This window comes from Bartonella sp. CL435QHHD, assembly GCF_042195095.1.
In the GTDB taxonomy this organism is placed as follows: domain Bacteria; phylum Pseudomonadota; class Alphaproteobacteria; order Rhizobiales; family Rhizobiaceae; genus Bartonella.
Genome location: NZ_JBHINS010000085.1, coordinates 21,990 through 38,100 on the forward strand (window position 1 = coordinate 21,990; position 16,111 = coordinate 38,100).

A 16,111-nucleotide genomic window follows, 5' to 3' on the forward strand; every position below is an offset into this window, starting at 1 on the left:
GGCTCATAAAACAAACAAATAAAGACTGTTTTTAAATTTTATTGCTAATTTCATGAAATTACTTTATTGGTAAGAGAATGTTTTGGTCGTCTACGCAGCGATCAACAGGGAATGAAAGACCCTAAACTTGAGACACGTATTTATCCAGCTTTATGGATATCCCGGATTTCCGGGAGCTTTTGTTATGTCCAGGTGCTCTCTAGCACTAAAAGCAAAAGGCTGAGTCAAGTTTCAGCTCTTTCAACTCCCGGAATACCAATGCGAGGGCGCTCGCAACCGGCAGGGGAGCTTGAAGTGAAAGCTAAAAATCCACACTTTAACGACATTTCGATAGGCAGAAAAATTCGCTTTAAAAGAACAATGATCGGAATGTCGCAAAAGCAATTAGGCAGTCAGTTAGGTGTGACTTTTCAACAAATCCAAAAATATGAAAAAGGCTCTAATCGTATAGGAGCTGGGCGTTTACAGGAAATTGCTGATATTCTCAATGTTCCCATTTCTTTTTTTTACGCTGATCTCTCAACAAAGGAAAATGCTTTGTATCCTTGTGATGAAAGGATCGGAAGTAAAGAAGAGCAAGTCCTTTTGAAAAGTTTTAGAGAGCTCAAACCTAAGAAACAGAAGGCATTTTTGTGTTTGATTGTCTCATGAGATAAAAACACTGTTTTAAATTTTATTGCTAATTTCATGAAATTACTTTATAAATAACACTGTAACTTTGGTCGTCTACGCAACGATCAGTAGGGTCTGAAAGCCCTAAAGTTCAGTACATAAGATTAGCCTACTCTTGTGGGTTTCCCGGGATTCCGGGAGTTTTTGCCATGTCCAGGTGCGATGAGCACTAAAAGCAAAAAAAGCTGACTGAACTCAGTACTTTCAGACTCCCGGAATACTCATGCGAGGGCGCTCGCAACCGGCAGGGGAGCTTGAAGTGAAAGCTAAAAATCCACACTTTAACGACATTGCGATAGGCAGAAAAATTCGCTTTAAAAGAACAATGATCGGAATGTCGCAAAAGCAATTAGGCAGTCAGTTAGGTGTGACTTTTCAACAAATCCAAAAATATGAAAAAGGCTCTAATCGTATAGGAGCTGGGCGTTTACAAGAAATTGCCGATATTCTCAATGTTCCTATTTCTTTTTTCTACTCCGATCTCTCAACAAAGGAAAATGCTTTGTATCCTTGTGATGAAAGGATTTCAAGTAAAGAAGAGCATATCCTTTTGAAAAGTTTTAGAGAGCTTAAACCTAAAAAGCAGAAGGCAATTTTGTGTTTGATTGTCTCATGAGATAAAAACACTGTTTTAAATTTTATTGCTGGTCTCCAGAAATTATTTTATGAACAAGCACCAGGGTTCTCGTCGTACAGTGTGGTTGAATGGTGGAACCCAAAGCCTGAAAATCCAAGATGAAACATTAGCCTGCTTTATAAGTATCGCGAGATTCCGGGAGTTTTTGCCATGTCCAAGTGCGCTCTAGCACTAAAAGCAAAAAAGCTGACTGAACTCAGTGTTTTTGACTCCCGGAATACGCATAAGAGGCGCTCGCAACCGGTAGGGGAGCTTGAAGTGAAAGCTAAAAATCCACACTTTAACGACATTTCGATAGGCAGAAAAATTCGCTTTAAAAGAACAATGCTGGGAATGTTGCAAAAGAAATTAGGCAGTCAGTTAGGTGTGACTTTTCAACAAATCCAAAAATATGAAAAAGGCTCTAATCGTATAGGAGCTGGGCGTTTACAAGAAATTGCCGATATTCTCAATGTTCCTATTTCTTTTTTCTACTCCGATCTCTCAACAAAGGAAAATGCTTTGTATCCTTGTGATGAAAGGATTTCAAGTAAAGAAGAGCATATCCTTTTGAAAAGTTTTAGAGAGCTTAAACCTAAAAAGCAGAAGGCAATTTTGTGTTTGATTGTCTCATGAGATAAAAACACTGTTTTAAATTTTATTGCTGGTCTCCAGAAATTATTTTATGAACAAGCACCAGGGTTCTCGTCGTACAGTGTGGTTGAATGGTGGAACCCAAAGCCTGAAAATCCAAGATGAAACATTAGCCTGCTTTATAAGTATCGCGAGATTCCGGGAGTTTTTGCCATGTCCAAGTGCGCTCTAGCACTAAAAGCAAAAAAGCTGACTGAACTCAGTGTTTTTGACTCCCGGAATACGCATAAGAGGCGCTCGCAACCGGTAGGGGAGCTTGAAGTGAAAGCTAAAAATCCACACTTTAACGACATTTCGATAGGCAGAAAAATTCGCTTTAAAAGAACAATGCTGGGAATGTTGCAAAAGAAATTAGGCAGTCAGTTAGGTGTGACTTTTCAACAAATCCAAAAATATGAAAAAGGCTCTAATCGTATAGGAGCTGGGCGTTTACAAGAAATTGCCGATATTCTCAATGTTCCTATTGCCTTTTTTTTACGCTGATCTCTCAACAAAAGAAAATGCTTTGTATTACTGTGATGAAAGAATTTCAAGTAAAGAAGAGCATATCCTTTTGAAAAGTTTTAGAGAGCTCAAACCTAAAAAGCAGAAAGCAATTTTAAGATTAAATTTTCGTTAGAATCAAAAAAAAATTAAAGAGGCTCTTGCTAAATAATAAATTATTATATAAAGCTTTTTCTAGAGAAGGGGGTTAACATTTCTCCTCCCCCCCCCCCGCAGAAATGTCCAAATAAAACCTCCTTCTCATCATTTTAAAAATCACGAAAATTTTTATCCTTTATCTTTTATCCTTTTAAAAAGAGTGACTTATTTGTGCTAGAAAAGTTGCTGTATTAGGCAAATTGGAGGGCGGGGTGTTTTTAGGATTTGGGAAGGGCTGGAAAAATCATCTTGCCAAATAGAGTTCTCAAAAGGAAATCTTGGAGAGCAATCATCCAAAGGGCGCACAGTGGAGAGCGATCATCAAAGGGGCGGCTTAAAAGAAGCTACCAAAAATCCGGAACTTCAGGCTTTAAATGAGGACCAATCCGTACCGCTGAGACCTTTTCTGCTAAACCGGTGCGATCTGAAATCTCAACCGCTAAACCACAAAGGGTGGCGGGACCACACGCCGGTTCAAAACGGTCTTGCTTCGTCTTATAAAGAAAACGGTGTAAGGGTTCTTCTTTATCCATTCCAAGAGAGGAGTTATAATCTCCACACATGCCTGCATCTGTTAAATAGGCGCTCCCACCTTCTAAGATCTGCGCGTCAGCCGTGGGAATGTGCGTATGTGTGCCAACGATAACACTCACACGACCATCCAGAAAATGGCCTAAACATTGCTTCTCGCTTGTCGTTTCTGCGTGAAAGTCAAAAATAATCGTATCCGCTTGCTCCATCAACGAACAGGCAAGAAGAATATTTTCCGCTGTTTCAAATGGATCTTCTACTTTGCACGGCATAAAAACGTTGCCCAACAGATTGGCGACAAGAACACGGGCGCCATTTTTTGCCGTAAAAACACCAGCACCTTTTCCGGGAGTTTCTTTCGAAAAATTGGCAGGGCGTAAAAAACGATCACTCTCATGGGCATACTGCAATGCTTCTTTGTGAGAAAAAGCATGATTGCCCGTGGTGACAACATCAACACCGGTCATCAAAAGATCTTGATATGTCTCTTGCTTAAGACCAAAACCACCAGAGGCATTTTCACCATTTACCACAACAAAATCAAGCTGCCATTTCTCAATCAGTTGAGGAAGGTGTTCAAAAACAGCTTTACAGCCTGTGCTACCAACAATGTCACCTAAAAATAAAAAACGCATAGGCGCTTTAATCACACTTTAACATTTTAAGAAACCTTTTTCTGTAAAAATTCCTTGTACTTGTAGATCATGTTCTGCTGCGGGAATAGAGAAAACCTCCTGACATGAAAACCCTATGCCCCATAATGTCATTTGATGCCCTTGTTTTTCAAGAGCTTCAACCGCACGGTCATAGTATCCTCCTCCATAGCCAAGACGGTGACAGTGACGATCAAACGCAGAAAGCGGAACAATAATATTATTGGGGACAACAACGCTATTGTCGGCACTGGGACCAAAGGTGCCAAAACGCATGGGCTCTAAAATCGTGCTGGGCGAAAATGCACGGAAAATCATGGTGGTGGAATCAAGCACTGCTGGTAAGGCTAAACGTCCACCGCGTAACGCTACAGCATCCAGTAAAGGACGCGGGTCAATTTCCGATTTAATGGGCCAATAGCCTGCTAAAATGAGGCGTGAAAAATCGGTTCCCTTCTTTTCAAGGTATTCAATAAAGTGGCAACAAGCACGTTGCGAAAAGAGTGCGCGCTCTTCTGTTAAAAGAGCATCACGACGCGATAAACCGCTTTTGCGTTGCTGTGTGCGAAGAGATGAAGCAGATTCACAGAGGGGATTTTGTGTCATTGTCTCGTCAATTGTTTTATAAGATGCTGGTATTTTATCCATTGTTGGCGTTTTGTAAATCTCTGTTAGGACAAGAGCTGTGCTCATGAAAAAAAGCATGAAAAAAGTGTGTGCTCTAGGGGGTATCTTGGTGCAACAAGCCGCTCTTGCGCTGCTTGCGTGCGAAGGGGTGAAGCAGATTCACAGAGGGGATTTTGTGTCATTGTCTCGTCAATTGTTTTAATAAGATGCTGATATTTTATCCATTGTTGGCGTTTTGTAAATCTCTGTTAGGACAAGAGCTGTGCTCATGAAAAAAAGCATGAAAAAAAGTGTGTGCTCTTTATAGGGGGTATCTTGGTGCGATAAACCGCTTTTGCGCTGCTTGCGTGCGAAGGGGTGAAGCAGATTCACAGAGGGGATTTTGTGTCATTGTCTCGTCAATTGTTTTAATAAGATGCTGGTATTTTATCCATTGTTGGCGTTTTGTAAATCTCTGTATGGACAAGAGCTGTGCTCATGAAAAAAGCATGAAAAAAAGTGTGTGCTCTTTATAGGGGGTATCTTGGTGCAACAAGCCGCTCTTGCGTTGCTTGCGTGCGAAGGGGTGAAGCAGATTCACAGAGGGGATTATTTTGTCAGTGCTGTCTGTTTTATAAAATAAAGCCCCTCGTCATTTTTATTTCTTGAAAAGAGAGTATCGTCATTGGTCTTATGTAAAAGGACGCTCTCAATTTTAGCTGGAAAAATTTTTATGCAAAAAAGTTATACAAATAAAGGGTGATCCACAACAGCCGATGGAAAAAGCTGATCCCGGGAACCTATACAAATAGGTGGGCGCCATATGAAAAAGCCCACGGGCTTGATCAGGGACAGCTCCCTTGGAGATCATTAAGGTCTCAGGAATACGTTATTTCCTGTCGAGAAGCGCAGAACACCCTCCTTAATATAAAACAATTTCAGAGTTTCTGCTAGAGATAAAATAACCTCGCTCTCTTCTTTTTCATAAAGTATTTCAGGAGAGATTGATGATATTGTTGGTGGTTGCTCGAAATGGCTGTATGATGGATGGCTTATTCAAAGTAAAAAAGCAAAAAATATGAGTGGGGGTGGGTGTTTGAGTGACGTAGAACGGTTTATTGGCAATGGCTTGATTGGCTCTTTTGGGACAATGCTTGATTTTTATGTTTCGCGGGAATACTTGGAGGAGCTTTGAAGGGAATATTTCTTATTCAAGAATGTTTGTTTAATTGATATTGCTTCTTTGAAGTTTTTGCCTCGTGGGGAGTATTTTAGGGCTGTTTTATCAACTTTGAGGGGGGGAGGAGAGCCGATACGGTATGTGCTGCTATGGTTGAAGCTTAAAAATAAAAAACAGATGATGATAGTTGATCAGAGGCGCTAAGCGATGTTGTAAGCTTTTTTAAAAAAGTATTTTTTGAGGATCGTGTTTACAAATTTTTTTTATCCATGATGGAAGGTGTGAAAAGAAGAAACGGCTGAAGAGGACTCAAGCGTGAAGCGTTTGCTTGCTATGAGAGAAATTCTGTAGGGGGTATATTGGAAATGTTTGGACGCTGCCTGCAATACAAAAAAGGTCCAAATTCAAAAAAGGCACTGTCAATTGTGTGTGGGGGGTGTGGTTATAAGCAGGGGGCTTTTAGTTTATTGAGTGGAATGTGAAGCCGGCTTGCGTCTTATCTAGGTTTGAAAGCATGCTGTAAAGTGTCTTGTTCTTGAATGGTTTTAAAGAGCTTGGGGTGATTGTTCGTCTAACAGAGCTTGCACGCGTTTTTGAATCCTGCGCATTTGTGGAGTGTAATCCAATGCTGTTTCATCAATCTTAAGAGTCAAGTTTTGGACGCTCTGTTGCTGGCTAAGTTTCAAAAAAAGGCACTGTCAATTGTGTGTGGGGGTGTGGTTATAAGCAGGGGGCTTTTAGTTTATTGAGTGGAATGTGAAGCCGGCTTGCGTCTTATCTAGGTTTGAAAGCATGCTGTAAAGTATCTTGTTCTTGAATGGTTTTAAAGAGCTTGGGGTGATTGTTCGTCTAACAGAGCTTGCACGCGCTTTTGAATTCTGCGCATTTGTGGATAGTAATCCAATGCTGTTTCATAAGCTTTAAGAGCAAGTTTTGGACGCTCCGTTGCTTCCATGACAACGCCAAGTTCAAAAAAAGCACTATAATTGCGCGGCTCAAGTTCAAGAGCATGGTTGAGATCAAGCAGGGCAAGCTTGAAATCGTTCAGTTGAATGTGAATCCAAGCACGCCTTACCCAAGCTTCAGAATGAGTAGGTAAAAGTGCAAGAGCATTGTCAATATAATCAAGCGCAAGTCCATAATCATCGCTGTTGAGTGCATTTTCAGCCCATGACATTAAAAGATCAATCGTCTCACTCCCCGATTGGGACCATAAATGTTGAAGTTGTTGACTGATCTTTTTCGCTTTAGCAACATCAGCACAATATTTCAATTCTTTGAGTAAACGTGAAATTTCTGCTTCTTTGCGTTGCTTAACTCTGTCAACATGGGAAAGCTGCTCTTTGTCAAGATCTTCAAGAATAACCGCCGAGGAATCAGAATCGGAGGGCGTTGAGGAAGGGGGAGGAGAATTGGGAATAAGATCATCTAACGGTAAAAGCGATTGTGGAGAAGGCCGATCTTCAGGAAGAGAAGGAGGATTTTGCCCATAGCTCGAGGGAACAAAACAAAAAACGCCAACAAAAAAAAGAAAAAACGCGCGCTGAAAAATACAGAAAAAACGCAGCTGAAAAAATCGAAAGGCTTTAAAAAAAATAAAAGAATCCATAAAAACAAGCCCCCAAAAGATAAATCACCAAATATTATCAAATACTAGACTTGTAATCAACGGACTTATAACCAAAAAAACGCAAGAAAAATTTTTAAGCCTACAATCAAAGTAGGCATAAAAACATTGACCTTAAAGAAATTAGCCCTAAAAGAATTAGCCCTGACGTGCTCTAAAACGTGGGTTCGTTTTATTCAGAATATAAACACGACCCTTACGACGCACCAAACGATTGTTACGGTGGCGCTCTTTTAGTGCTTTAAGCGAATTTTTAATTTTCATCATATTCACCGTTTAAATAGTTTACGTAACACAACACTATAATACTATAATACAACACTAAAATATAATACCACAACCCCAATAGACTGCTTACTCTATGAGCATTGCATTGCGATATCGTACTTGCATTATAACATCACACGATACACTTTTTCACTGTGATCACAAAAAGAAAAGCGCACTCTTAAGGTACGCACTAACCACTTCATTAGCACAACGATAAGTGAAAATTGCAAAAAAAGTAGGAGAGATCTAGCAAGAAGTCTTATTCTTGTCAAGGGTATATCCCTTACAAATTCCTTAGGGTGTGTTAATGGTTGCCTTGAAGGTAAAAATTTTCTCGTAAAAAAAGGACACAAAAAAGCACAAAGAGTGGAAAAAAGTAAAAGTTTCCTATTTGTGAGAAAATAATCCTGTTTTTTCGTAAAATATCATCGTTAAGTAAGGCTCATGTAAAATTTATAACATGAGGTGTTTTTTGTTCGTGTGTGAGGATCTTCTTAAGGCTTATTCTTAAAACCTAAAAAATAAACCGCATGATGATGACAAAGATGATGAATTGATAAGGATAAATTTCTATTGTTCAGAGAAAACATAGTAAAATAAGAGTTTTGCATAGTCTTAAGGTTTTCTCATTGCAAATCTGTGTATCTTTAAGCATAGCATTCGCTGCTTGCATATCATAAGCGGGATTGATCTATGGTAAAGATACTTGAAGATAAGGAATAAAACGGTCTTTTATGAATGCTTTCAAGTACAAGAGAGTGTTGTAACATTGGGGGCTGACAAAGCGGTGTGATGAGGTTGGTGTTTACGCTTCATAAGCTTGAAGAGGGTGGTGCACTATGAATGTTTAAGCTATTACTGAGAGCTTTCGCTCTATGACGGGGGCTACTGTTGTGAAGTGGTGGCAATGTGCATTGGCCAAGTGTTTCTTTAAAACAAGTGCGTAAATTGGCAACACAAGTGTCTTCTGTTTGAGGCTTTTTATTTTACGTGAGGGGTGAGAGGATGTTTGGTTTGGGAATGGATAAGCTTAGTGCTGTAATCATATCCTGTAATTATATCTTTGACGTGGAGATCAGGGACGGAGCGCTTGGTACTTTTAATGAGGAATTAAATCTGTGCTGTTAGAGTGAAAGATTATGCATAAATTTCTCTTTTAAGGCAATAGTTTATGATTCTTTGCAACCCAATTATTTCTACGTGGGTGGAGTGCTGGATATTGTCAAACGGAGGGGGAATTCAAATTATCCGGTGAGGGAACCAGTATAGTGAGAATATACTTTGGCTCTTGAATGTGGATAGTTTGAATTCCTTTTAATATCCATGCTGTAGAAAAATTTGACCTTCCCAAGGGTGGTCTATGATGATGTTTATTGAAAGAGTGAAAGGTTCACATTGTCTGGCGATAAACGTAATAAAAGCATGTCATAATACCAATTTATATACATGTTGCAAATGCCAAAGAGAGCTGACGTAATGATCATTGGTATCCCGATCGATAGGGGTAATGACTCTCTTCCTACTGCGAGGTATGTTAGACAAAGAATTCCTGCCATTAATAAAAAGCCTATCGCTAGGATTTTCGTTACGAAAACAATGGGTTTACGAAAGGTTAAAAGAAAGAGGAACAACATATGTCTAAATGGACCCCCTTTACGTTTTTGAGGAGGAACAGACTGTGCCTCATTTAAAGTTGCTTCCTTATTTTCATTGTTTTCATTTTTGAGTTTGTTTGAAGAGATACCCTCCATTATTTTCCCCTTTTGTATGGTATTTTTGCTATAAAAAGATCTAAGTTCGTGCTGAACGTTAATTACATATTAAGATAAGATACAAGCGAAATTACTTTATTATTGTTAGAAATGAAGTATTTTTTTCGCGCAATGAGCGTTTTAAAGGCAATGATAGTGTTAAAATGATAGTATTTAAAAGTATAGTTTAGCTTTATCAGGATAATAAAATAAACATTTATATTTATAAATTATTAGGTGCTCTTGAAAGAAGCTTGGATTGAGAAAAATTGTGGGAACTTCATGAAGCGCTGGTCTGTTGGGTGTGACGGATGTCATTGCTGAGCAGGATTAGAGAGTTACAGACAATCTCTTATGGGTGGTAAGAATATGCGTAAACAAAGTGCGTTTACGATAAGGGGAGTTCATAAAGAATTGTGCGAGATGCAATAAAAAGCTGCCATAAAACCAATGCGCATTATACGGTGGTGATGTGCCTTATAATTCATTGTCTTAACAGGATTAAAAGGTGAAAAAATTGATGCACTAAAAAAAGGGCGGGTTTTGTGAGAGAAGAAAAATTGATCTGAAAAGAAGAAACTTAAGCCTTTGGGGAGAAGTTCAGGAAACCTTTTCGAGGAATGTGTTGGGGGAATTCACGAAAGAAGACAATCTTCTATCCGTTGAAGGAAAAAGAGAGAGGAGAAAAAGAAGAAAGTTGCTATGCTGGAGGGGGGTATCGTCTGGCCGATATTGGGCCGAATTCTCGAGAGTTGTTTGGGGAGAGTAATACGTTTTACCTCTTTGCAGCGATTTTATGGAAAACAAAACGATGCTTTTGTGAAAAAATGAACATAAGAAGAGAAGCTAGAGATAATAAAAGCGCAATCATGGGGATTGGTATCTATGGGGTGCAATAGATCAGTCTATTATTCTTAAAGATTGGCATTAAAAGAAAAATGAAGGGGCTGCGTATGTTATGGGGGAATATTTATGCGGTGGAAGGTGGAGGGGTGATGAACTTGGGGGCTGGTGGATTGTTTTTAGTCGTGGGGGGACTTTTTTGAGAAAAGGAGGAGGAGCTGTTGGATTGTTGATTGGTGTGGTTTTGTGTCTTTGAGGGTGGGGGCATGGAAGAGAAGGAGCTTGTAGGAGGGCTTTACGCCCTGTCAGGGGCGAATTAAAAGGTTAGGGGCGCTGTTGAAGCCGCGGGATATCGGTGTGGGGTGAAGCTTTGTTTTTTCAGTTCATTGGGGGATAGTGTGAAAAAGCATTTGTATGTATGTGGGCTTAAGATTTGTTGGCTGGTCCCAATAATTGGATGACGTGCCCCATTTTGCGGTGGGGGTGAACAGTGCTTTTGCCATATAAATGGATCGAGGTGTGCTCTTGCTTTAGAAAATATTTTAACGTGCTAAAATTGTTACCAAGAAGATTGGTCATTTGGCAATCGCTATGGCGATAGGGACTGCCTAAGGGAAGTCCGCAAATAGCACGGATATGCTGTTCAAATTGTGAAGTTATGCATGCCTTTTGTGTCCAATGACCAGAATTATGGACACGCGGCGCTAATTCATTCACTAAAAGATGACCATCCGTTAAGACAAAAAACTCAATACAAAGAACACCAACATAATCGAGGGCATCCATGACTGTTAAGCTGATTTCTTGAGCTGCTTTTTGCACGTCAAGTGGAATATGGGATGGAACAAAGGATTTATGAAGAATTCCGTGTTTGTGTTGGTTTTCAGGGCAATCATAAAAAATATGTTCCCCTTGTTTTGTGCGGGCAGAAAGAACCGAAATTTCCGATAAAAAAGGAACTATTTCTTCCAAAATACAAGGCTGTTCCTGAAAAGTCCTTAAGGCTTCGTCAAGGGTTTGTTCATTGGGGTGATCAAGCTTGATCTGGTTTTTGCCGTCATAACCAAAACGACGCGTCTTTAAAAGACCACGTCCGCCTAAAGTATCAAGAGCGGAAAGAAGAGAAGAAGAATTGTCAATAGCGTGCCATGACGCGGTGCCAATCCCTTGATCACGCAAAAATTGCTTCTCAAAAAGTCGATCTTGCGTGATCTCTAATGCTTTGGAAGAAGGATAAACAGGCTTACTCTTTTCTACATATTGAACCGTTTGAAGAGAAAGATTTTCAAATTCATAGCTGACAACATCACATTGAGAAATAAAATGATCTAAAGCTGATGTATCGTCATAGGAGGAAACAATATGGTTGTTTGCTGTTTGAGCGGCTGGGCAATCGGCCTCAGGGCAAAAAATAACGGTTCGAAATCCTAATTCTGCGGCCGCTATGGCGAGCATCCGTGCTAATTGTCCGCCCCCGATTAAACCAATGACGCTGCCTGGAGGTAACATGGTGGAGGGAGTGGTGTTGGCTGAGGGAGTAGCGTTGGAGGAGAGAGTAGTGTTGGCTGAGGGGGCGGTGTTGGCTGAGGGAGTGGCGTTGGCTGAGGGAGTGGCGTTGGCTGAGGGGGCGGTGTTGGCTGAGGGGGCGGTGTTGGAGGAGAGAGTGGCGTTGGAGGAGAGAGTAGTGTTGGCTGAGGGAGTGGTGTTGGCTGAAGGAGCGGCGTTGGCTGAAGGGGCAGTGTTGGCTGAAGGGGCAGTGTTGGCTGAGGGGGCGTTGAAAAACGGTGCCATTTTAAACCTCCGTTACAGGCGTTTGGGCGACATTGGCTGTTTGTTGTTGACGCCAATCTTCTAATCGTTGGGCGAGATCATGGTCATAAACGGCCATAACGGCTGCGGCTAAAAGTGCTGCATTAATTGCGCCTGCTTTGCCAATTGCTAATGTGCCAACGGGTATCCCTGCTGGCATTTGCACGATTGAAAGCAAAGAATCTTGACCAGAAAGAGAATGAGAATGCACTGGAACGCCAAAAACAGGAAGAGGAGTAAGGGCTGCTAACATACCTGGAAGATGCGCTGCACCCCCCGCTCCGGCAATTAAAACTTTAAACCCTGCTTCTTTTGCTTCTTTTGCAAATTGATAAAGGCGTTCAGGAGTTCGGTGTGCTGAGACAATATGCGAACTATGAGAAATATCAAGACTCGTCAAAATATCTGCACTATGGCACATCGTTTGCCAATCCGATTGGCTCCCCATTAAAATCGCGACATCACATGATTTTTTCATCATTCACTATCCTTTTCAAAGGTTCAATGCGATTCTTTATCATTATTTTTTTAAAGTTTTATATTCTCTTTGCAAAGCCAATTGATGACAGAGAAACAGTTATTTTTCAAATAAGGTGGAAAGCTAAAAATTTAAAGGGGGAGACCAAGAGATGAAAAACTAAAGTATTGAAGGCATGAAGCACTTCTTTTTTTGGGGGGAGATGAATTTTGAGGAGAGGTGTTAAGGGGTGGTGTTGGATCCATGAGGCTGTTAAGCTTGCGGCATTGTAAAAGGGAAAAATATATTGGGAAAAATACATTGATTATAAGTTTTTTAAAAAAATGTCTTACTTTTTATTTGCTAAAATAAACAAGATCACCATATGATATAAAATCTGTATGATATAAAATCTGTATGATATAAAATCTGTTGCAATTTGAAACATTGCTTATGAGAAAAAGAGATTTTTATGGCGAAAATGCGTTGCAAAGTGAGGATATTCTTTTGAGAAATAAAGAGATGTATATCTCTCGATTTCAAAGCCTATTTATTTTGTTGTTCAAGTGATTCTTTTGTGAGTGGGGGGATATAATCTTTATAATTGTCAATATATATTTAACAATGGCTGATATTAAGGGGAAGCGAATAATCAACGCTTTTGTGCTTTTAACGCTTTTGTTGCGATCTGTTTCTTAGCGATTATATCGTTTTTTCCCTTAAATATAATGGCAATATCAATCGCGAATGACGAATTGTGAATAATAAATCCATGGTCTCTTTTTTGCCCAATTTTGTAATATGGTGAATGCTGAAATAAATAAGAGTTAAACAACGGATGTAAAGGAGATTTAAAAGCTATGTTTCTTCCATTTTTAATCGCTTTAGGTACTGCTGTAACGACTATGTGTGGTAAAAAAAATATAAGTTATGCTTTGTGGGCAATTTTATTCGTTGTCATTCTTCTCACTTTCAATCATCACGCAACTTCTACTTTAAATTTATCTTTTTGAGAGAATAGCCATGGAACATGTTGAACAAAAAAACCCTCACTTCGTCATCTTTATGAATACGCTAGGACTCTTTGGGTTATCCATTGTCTTGGTGGTGGCTTTTTATTATCAATTGGTAAAGTTTGAGTTACCTTGTCCCCTTTGTTTGCTGCAGCGCGTTGGATTGATACTGGCAGGTTGTGGGTTCTTGCTCAATATTCACCATAAGGTGAAAAATACCCATTATGGTATGGTTATTCTCGGTTGTATGGTAACCAGTGCTGTGGCAGCACGACAAGTGTTTTTGCATATCACACCCGATGATTTAGGATACGGTTCAACGTTCTTTGGATTGCATTTTTATACTTGGGCTTTCATTATTTCTGTCCTTTGTATCTTTGCTGTCTCATTTGTCATGATTTTAGGCGAATTGGCACACAAGTTCAAAGAATTTTCTCCTTTTCCAGTCTTGAGTAAAGCAGCAAGTTTCTTATTTGTATTTTTGATTGCGGCAAATTTGATTTCTACCATACTGGAATGTGGTGGTGGGCAATGTGCCGATGATCCTGTAAGGTATGAGTTGTTATCAAGTTGGTTCCCTTCATAGTTTCGAATTTGTTTAATAATCCCTCATCGTAATTTTTATTGTTAAAGAGGCGGAATATTTAAAAATCCGCTTCTTTTTTATTTATTGGGAAGACATTTTAGCAAGATTGTTCGATAATCTGATCTTTTATACTAACGCTGGCTTTTATGAGCGCTGGCGATTGATATTTTTTTAGCGAAGACTTGTACTGTGCACCTTTTATGCTGTCTTTTGAGAGAGATGAAGGGATTGATTGGCTTGGAGGCGTTTGTAGAGAAGCCCCGGACTGCTGAGCCACGTGGGTTAAGAAGCCTCGTTTTTTTAGAGCATTAACGATAAAAAATTTTTGTTCTTGATTTTTCGTAACATTGTGTTAAATAAGTTTTTGTATTCATTTTGGTGCTTCTAAAGCGTTTTTATTGCTTCTAGAGGGATTAATTTAAAATTTTGAAAGTTATGTGAATAATTTTCTGCAGAGGTTTGTTTATTAGAGGCAAACCTTTTTTTTTATCTAACTTTTAGATGTTTTCTTTCAGTGTGAAGCCTTTTTTGAGAAAAAGGTAAGCGTCTTGATGATGCCTCTTTTTTTATTAATATATTGATTTATAATGATAAATAACCATTCTTAACATAAAGCACTTCGCTGAATATAATAAAAATTTCTCATCACCAGTTCTCTTATATTAAATCAATTAAAATTACTTGCTTGTACATCATAAGCGGGGGGGCATGTGGGGCAAAACTGTACAAGAAAGGCATGCCTTTAATGAAGAGTCTCTTGAACCGAAGGCTGTCTGCAACATTGGGAGCTGGCAGAGTTTTTGTGATGATGCCAGCCTCGTTTTTCCATAAGCGTAAACTTGTTTCTCCATAAGCGTAAAGATAAGGGGGCTGAAAGGATTTTATACACTTCATGGGGGCTTACCATTTCTTTACGGGCGGCGTTTTGCGAAATGGGTGTGACGAGCGTTGAGAGATCTTTCTTTAAAATAAGCGTGTGAATATGCAACGCAAGTCTATTCCTTTTGGTGCGTTTTATATTACGAAAAAATATTGACTTATAAGGATAAGTTATCGTTGCGAATGTTGAATGAGAAAAACGAAAAGCTTCTCTCATCTCAAACTTTCTTATAGTCAATTAATTAAATGTACTCTTCTACGTTACAAAAAGCACTGGATGTAAATAAAAATTCTTTTAAAAGTCGTAAAATGCTTCTTACAATCCCTTTTGATCGCTAGAATTTGTCAAAAAATTTTATGCTGGTCAATACAAATAATAGGGCAGTTTATATCTATGATTTAAGTGAAAATAGGGGGGATTTAGATGAAAAGGGAGGCGAGATTTTAATGACAGTTGTTGAATACGTTATTGTGTAATGCATTTTTTACAGATTTTCTTCTTTCTGTAAATACGTAAAAGCGTAAAAACGGGAATATGTAAAAAAGGAAGCTGGGACTTTATGCGTGGTGTGTGATTTTATCATGGCATGGAATGTGGAGAGAAGATTGGGGTGTGGGGATGAAGAGGTGGGGGTGTTGATGGGAGAGGAGAGAGGGGGTGGGGTGAAGAGTCTTATGAAGGGAGGGGGAGTTGGGATGAAGAGGTGGGGGTGTTGAGGAGAGAGGGTGTGGGGATGAAGAGTTTATGAAGGGAGGGGGAAAGTTGGGATGAAGAGGCGGGGGTGTTGACGAGAGAGGAGGGTGTGGGGGTGAAGAGGTGGGTTGTGTTGATGGGAGAGGAGAGAGGGTGTGGGGGTGAAGAGGTGGGTTGTGTTGACCAGAGAGGAGAGAGGGTGTGGGGAAAGTTGCTTTTGAAGTGAGATTGACCGGTGCTTTGTGTGATCTTACTTTAGGATAGCGAAGGGGCAAGAATATTTTAAAATAGGACGTATCTGTCGCGTTTGATGCAACATCATTCTTTGTGGTGTTGTGATCTGAAGTGCTTGGGGGAGATTGGCTAGGCAAGAAGCTGTATTGTTGACAAACCTATGTTTACAAAGTGGTGCGAGGGGAATTTGAAAGTTTCATTTGGCTGCTTTCTGTAAATGTGGAGAAGCATCAAAACGTTGATCCGTAAAATGTAAAATGATGCGGAGGATTTATGCTTTGTGTGCGCTTTTGCTTAATCAGAAATCAACCATAAGATTGCTTTTTGTTTTTTCGGCTGGAGCTCTCTAAAATTTTTCAAAAGTGAATGTTCTTTTTCGCTGTATGTTTCTTGA

The 16,111-nt window shown here is 39.6% G+C and carries 14 protein-coding genes, 1 other RNA gene and 2 pseudogenes; 8 read left to right on the forward strand and 9 right to left on the reverse strand.

What is annotated here, in order from left to right:
• The first annotated feature begins 66 nt into the window (after positions 1-66).
• The 4 genes and pseudogenes from ACFILH_RS09250 (at position 67) to ACFILH_RS09265 (ending at position 2,561) form a co-directional block, all read left to right on the forward strand.
• Entirely contained in the window at positions 67-651 is a 585-nt protein-coding gene (locus tag ACFILH_RS09250; protein ID WP_375667708.1) for a helix-turn-helix domain-containing protein, read from the forward strand.
• Between the two features lie 244 nt (positions 652-895).
• On the forward strand, positions 896-1,288 hold the full coding sequence (locus ACFILH_RS09255) for a helix-turn-helix domain-containing protein (RefSeq protein ID WP_375667709.1): 393 nt from the start codon (positions 896-898) through the stop codon (positions 1,286-1,288).
• Positions 1,289-1,459: 171 nt separating this feature from the next.
• Entirely contained in the window at positions 1,460-1,924 is a 465-nt protein-coding gene (locus tag ACFILH_RS09260; protein WP_375667711.1) for a helix-turn-helix domain-containing protein, read from the forward strand.
• Between the two features lie 171 nt (positions 1,925-2,095).
• Positions 2,096-2,561 (forward strand): annotated as a pseudogene (locus ACFILH_RS09265) (helix-turn-helix domain-containing protein).
• A 367-nt stretch (positions 2,562-2,928) separates the two neighbouring features.
• On the opposite strand, the gene ACFILH_RS09270 reads toward ACFILH_RS09265, so the two are convergent.
• The 6 genes from ACFILH_RS09270 to ACFILH_RS09295 all read right to left on the reverse strand — a co-directional run bounded on the left by ACFILH_RS09270 (position 2,929) and on the right by ACFILH_RS09295 (position 9,202).
• Positions 2,929-3,750 carry a TIGR00282 family metallophosphoesterase gene (locus ACFILH_RS09270; RefSeq protein ID WP_273790841.1) on the reverse strand — a complete coding sequence of 274 codons (822 nt, stop codon included), beginning with the start codon at positions 3,748-3,750 and terminating at the stop codon, positions 2,929-2,931.
• 18 nt (positions 3,751-3,768) lie between these two features.
• Positions 3,769-4,374: a 5-formyltetrahydrofolate cyclo-ligase gene (locus tag ACFILH_RS09275; protein ID WP_375667718.1), complete on the reverse strand. Its 606-nt coding sequence runs from the start codon at positions 4,372-4,374 to the stop codon at positions 3,769-3,771.
• A 757-nt stretch (positions 4,375-5,131) separates the two neighbouring features.
• Positions 5,132-5,292, reverse strand: a non-coding RNA gene (ssrS, locus tag ACFILH_RS09280) — 6S RNA.
• A gap of 1,085 nt (positions 5,293-6,377) precedes the next feature.
• Positions 6,378-7,163 carry a tetratricopeptide repeat protein gene (locus ACFILH_RS09285; RefSeq protein ID WP_273790840.1) on the reverse strand — a complete coding sequence of 262 codons (786 nt, stop codon included), beginning with the start codon at positions 7,161-7,163 and terminating at the stop codon, positions 6,378-6,380.
• Between the two features lie 156 nt (positions 7,164-7,319).
• Positions 7,320-7,445, reverse strand: a complete 126-nt coding sequence (ykgO, locus tag ACFILH_RS09290; RefSeq protein WP_004863016.1) for a type B 50S ribosomal protein L36 — start codon at positions 7,443-7,445, stop codon at positions 7,320-7,322.
• 1,376 nt (positions 7,446-8,821) lie between these two features.
• Positions 8,822-9,202, reverse strand: coding sequence for a hypothetical protein (locus ACFILH_RS09295; protein WP_375631459.1), 381 nt, complete (start codon positions 9,200-9,202; stop codon positions 8,822-8,824).
• A gap of 958 nt (positions 9,203-10,160) precedes the next feature.
• Here ACFILH_RS09295 and ACFILH_RS09300 point away from each other — a divergent pair.
• Positions 10,161-10,301, forward strand: coding sequence for a hypothetical protein (locus tag ACFILH_RS09300; RefSeq protein ID WP_375667713.1), 141 nt, complete (start codon positions 10,161-10,163; stop codon positions 10,299-10,301).
• Between the two features lie 170 nt (positions 10,302-10,471).
• On the opposite strand, the gene ACFILH_RS09305 is transcribed toward ACFILH_RS09300, so the two are convergent.
• Both ACFILH_RS09305 and purE read right to left on the reverse strand, forming a co-directional pair.
• Positions 10,472-11,836, reverse strand: coding sequence for a 5-(carboxyamino)imidazole ribonucleotide synthase (locus ACFILH_RS09305; protein ID WP_375667714.1), 1,365 nt, complete (start codon positions 11,834-11,836; stop codon positions 10,472-10,474).
• A gap of 1 nt (position 11,837) precedes the next feature.
• Positions 11,838-12,335: a 5-(carboxyamino)imidazole ribonucleotide mutase gene (gene purE / locus ACFILH_RS09310; RefSeq protein WP_375658315.1), complete on the reverse strand. Its 498-nt coding sequence runs from the start codon at positions 12,333-12,335 to the stop codon at positions 11,838-11,840.
• Positions 12,336-13,171: 836 nt separating this feature from the next.
• On the opposite strand from purE, the gene ACFILH_RS09315 reads away from it, so the two are divergent.
• The 3 genes from ACFILH_RS09315 (at position 13,172) to ACFILH_RS09325 (ending at position 14,741) form a co-directional block, all read left to right on the forward strand.
• Positions 13,172-13,324: a DUF5993 family protein gene (locus ACFILH_RS09315; RefSeq protein WP_273790835.1), complete on the forward strand. Its 153-nt coding sequence runs from the start codon at positions 13,172-13,174 to the stop codon at positions 13,322-13,324.
• Positions 13,325-13,334: 10 nt separating this feature from the next.
• Positions 13,335-13,910 (forward strand): disulfide bond formation protein B, encoded by a 576-nt coding sequence (locus ACFILH_RS09320; RefSeq protein WP_375631463.1) that lies wholly within the window; start codon positions 13,335-13,337, stop codon positions 13,908-13,910.
• A 708-nt stretch (positions 13,911-14,618) separates the two neighbouring features.
• Positions 14,619-14,741 (forward strand): hypothetical protein, encoded by a 123-nt coding sequence (locus ACFILH_RS09325; RefSeq protein WP_375667716.1) that lies wholly within the window; start codon positions 14,619-14,621, stop codon positions 14,739-14,741.
• Between the two features lie 1,270 nt (positions 14,742-16,011).
• Here ACFILH_RS09325 and ACFILH_RS09330 read toward each other — a convergent pair.
• A pseudogene (locus tag ACFILH_RS09330) lies at positions 16,012-16,111 on the reverse strand (transcriptional regulator); the annotation flags it as partial.

What these genes read in the sequence shown, in the direction of transcription:
- ACFILH_RS09255 (WP_375667709.1), top strand. Translation starts at nt 896, where the DNA reads ATGCGAGGGCGCTCGCAACCGGCAGGGGAGCTTGAAGTGAAAGCTAAA.
- ACFILH_RS09260 (WP_375667711.1), top strand. Translation starts at nt 1,460, where the DNA reads ATGTCCAAGTGCGCTCTAGCACTAAAAGCAAAAAAGCTGACTGAACTC.
- ACFILH_RS09270 (WP_273790841.1), bottom strand. Translation starts at nt 3,750, where the DNA reads ATGCGTTTTTTATTTTTAGGTGACATTGTTGGTAGCACAGGCTGTAAA.
- ACFILH_RS09275 (WP_375667718.1), bottom strand. Translation starts at nt 4,374, where the DNA reads ATGACACAAAATCCCCTCTGTGAATCTGCTTCATCTCTTCGCACACAG.
- ACFILH_RS09285 (WP_273790840.1), bottom strand. Translation starts at nt 7,163, where the DNA reads ATGGATTCTTTTATTTTTTTTAAAGCCTTTCGATTTTTTCAGCTGCGT.
- ykgO (WP_004863016.1), bottom strand. Translation starts at nt 7,445, where the DNA reads ATGAAAATTAAAAATTCGCTTAAAGCACTAAAAGAGCGCCACCGTAAC.
- ACFILH_RS09295 (WP_375631459.1), bottom strand. Translation starts at nt 9,202, where the DNA reads ATGGAGGGTATCTCTTCAAACAAACTCAAAAATGAAAACAATGAAAAT.
- ACFILH_RS09300 (WP_375667713.1), top strand. Translation starts at nt 10,161, where the DNA reads ATGGGGGAATATTTATGCGGTGGAAGGTGGAGGGGTGATGAACTTGGG.
- ACFILH_RS09305 (WP_375667714.1), bottom strand. Translation starts at nt 11,836, where the DNA reads ATGGCACCGTTTTTCAACGCCCCCTCAGCCAACACTGCCCCTTCAGCC.
- purE (WP_375658315.1), bottom strand. Translation starts at nt 12,335, where the DNA reads ATGATGAAAAAATCATGTGATGTCGCGATTTTAATGGGGAGCCAATCG.
- ACFILH_RS09315 (WP_273790835.1), top strand. Translation starts at nt 13,172, where the DNA reads ATGTTTCTTCCATTTTTAATCGCTTTAGGTACTGCTGTAACGACTATG.
- ACFILH_RS09320 (WP_375631463.1), top strand. Translation starts at nt 13,335, where the DNA reads ATGGAACATGTTGAACAAAAAAACCCTCACTTCGTCATCTTTATGAAT.
- ACFILH_RS09325 (WP_375667716.1), top strand. Translation starts at nt 14,619, where the DNA reads ATGTGGGGCAAAACTGTACAAGAAAGGCATGCCTTTAATGAAGAGTCT.